Source organism: Geomonas sp. (genome assembly GCF_056994735.1).
This window is the reverse complement of record NZ_JBXKJL010000157.1, coordinates 1-2,177: the sequence shown is the minus strand read 5'-3', so window position 1 is coordinate 2,177 and position 2,177 is coordinate 1. Positions and strand designations below refer to the sequence as shown.

The 2,177-nt window shown below is 60.3% G+C and carries 3 protein-coding genes; all 3 read left to right on the top strand.

Features of this window, described 5'->3' with window-relative positions; translation table 11 throughout:
- Positions 1 to 96 precede the first annotated feature (96 nt).
- Positions 97 to 1,575: an ISKra4 family transposase gene (locus AC11W3_RS07470; RefSeq protein ID WP_484092747.1), complete on the top strand. Its 1,479-nt coding sequence runs from the start codon at positions 97 to 99 to the stop codon at positions 1,573 to 1,575.
- 80 nt (positions 1,576 to 1,655) lie between these two features.
- A complete protein-coding gene (locus AC11W3_RS07465) occupies positions 1,656 to 1,970 on the top strand; it encodes a transposase (RefSeq protein WP_484092746.1) in 315 nt (104 codons plus the stop codon).
- Between the two features lie 52 nt (positions 1,971 to 2,022).
- The coding region (locus tag AC11W3_RS07460; RefSeq protein WP_484092748.1) for a transposase at positions 2,023 to 2,177 on the top strand (155 nt) is incomplete at its 3' end.

The following is a 2,177-nucleotide window of genomic DNA, read 5'->3' as shown; positions in this document are numbered from 1 at the left end:
GGGTGTATGAAAAAGTTGTAGGCAAACGAGAAGAAAAGGAGTATCCTCATCTGCAAACCCAACAAGACAGAGAAAGCAGAGAGGAGACCCCTACTGATGGAAACGAGCGACGGAGTGAAAATAGCGCTGAGGCAGGAGACAGAAGCACAAGTGCTCAAGCTGCTGAGGAACTTGCAGGAGGTGAAAAAAGGAGACCTGAAAGGACTGGAGCAGCAGGTGATGGAAACGGTCTTTGAACTGGGACGAGGCTGGATGGAAAGCTTCTTGAGTGATGCAGACCCCGAGGAAAGCACGACGGAGCAGCGTGTGGGAAGCTGTGGACACCGGCAGCAGTTGGTGGGGTACCGCCCCAAGCAGGTGTTCACACTGATGGGCAAGATCACGTTTCGGCGCGCCTACTACCAGTGTGTCCCCGCAGACGGGGAGCGAGCCAACGCGGGGGGAGCGGAGAGATGCACGCATGGAGAAGCCCCCGCTGATGGGCTGTGGGGAGTGCAAGGGCGACGCACGAGTGCGGGAGTGCAGCAAGCGGTGAGTTATCTGGGGGCGAGGCTTTCGCTGGAGGAAACAGCGGAGACCTTTTGCCGTCTGCTGCCGCTGGGCATGTCAGCACGTCAAGCGCTCAACCTGATGCACCCTGTCGGAGCAGCGCTCGCGCAACGGGAGGATGAACAGGTCAGCATCCTGTGGAAGGAGGCGGCCCAGGCACACGCCGTACCTGCTGCTGAGTCTCACAGTTCTGCTGAGTCGGAGACCAAGCAAGCCATCATTGAGCGTTTGTACATCGAACTGGATGGGATCCTGGCCCGGCTGCGCCGAGGGAGTGTGCCCCTGGAAGAGAAGGAACGCCAGCGACCCGGCGATGTCTACCGGGAAGTCAAAGTGGGAGCGGTCTTCCCGGCGAGCCGGGGGCCGGAACGCTCGGGGCTGGCGCCAGGCGTATTTGTGGATCAAGCAGGGAAGAAGCGCTCTGTCGCGCGTCGCTGCAAGGCCGAGGAGTTTGGCAAGCTGCTCTACCAACTGGCACTCAGCGGTGGGCTGCCGCAGGCCCGCCAACTGGTCGTCTTGGGAGATGGAGCCGTCTGGATTTGGCGTCTGGCAACCGAACACTTTCCGGGGGCCGTGCAAATTGTCGACATCTGGCATGCACGTGAGCATGTCTGGAAGGTGGCGCGGGCCGTCTTTGGCTCCCACACGCTTCAGACCAGCATCTGGGCCGAGCAGATGTGCAGCTTGCTCGTCCAGGGTCAGATTGAGGAACTGGCGGCTGAGATCGCCGGCCTCCCGCCGATCCCCCCAGAGCCGGGTGCCTCGCGCAGTGTGCCCGAAATCGAGCTGGACTACTTTATTTCCAATGCGGCTCGCATGCGCTACCCGGCCTTTCGGGCCCAGGGCATGCATGTGGGTAGTGGTATCGCCGAAGCGGCCTGTAAAACCGTGGTCAGCACCCGGGCGAAGCGGGCTGGCATGCGTTGGACGCCCCAAGGGCTCGATGCCGTTTTGGCCTTGCGTACCGCTGTGCTCAATGAGACCTACGACGATTTCTGGGAAGAGCAGCCACGCCTTGTTGCCTGATTACCTACAACTTTTTCATACACCCGCAGGCTGCCCCAGAGCTGCCTGAGCAGCAGGTCTTTCGACAGTATCTGCGTGAGTTGGCCTGTGATGGCTTGCGTGTGGCGTTGGAGGGAGTGATGCGCGAGGAACTGGACACGCTGATTGGAGTTGGTTGGGGCGAGAGCGGCCCTGACCGCAAGGGATATCGCAATGGCTTCTACACACGCGATCTGGACACCACCACTGGCCGGATCGAGGACTTGCAGGTTCCCCGGGATCGCGAAGGCCAGTTCCAACCCCAGGTCTTCGAGCGCTCTCGGAGCTCAGAGCCACAGGTCGCTCAAAGTCTTACCGAGATGTTTGTCGCTGGGGCGAGTTCGCGACATCCGTCGGAGGAGTGGCCGAAACTCTGACGGGAGTGGCTCGAAGTCGCCAGCGCCATCAGTCGGCTCAACCGCGAGTCTCGTGCAGCAATTCACCGCCTGGCGCGAACGTCCGTTGCAAGCACATTGGCGTGTTATGTATCTGGATGGGATCCATTTTAACGTGCGTCATGGGAATCAAACTGACTCGACCATCATTCTGACCGCTCTGGGTGTAGATCTGGCTGGAAACAAAGA

Excerpts from the sequence above, each read along its gene's own strand:
- AC11W3_RS07470 (WP_484092747.1), top strand. The coding sequence starts at position 97 with ATGGAAACGAGCGACGGAGTGAAAATAGCGCTGAGGCAGGAGACAGAA.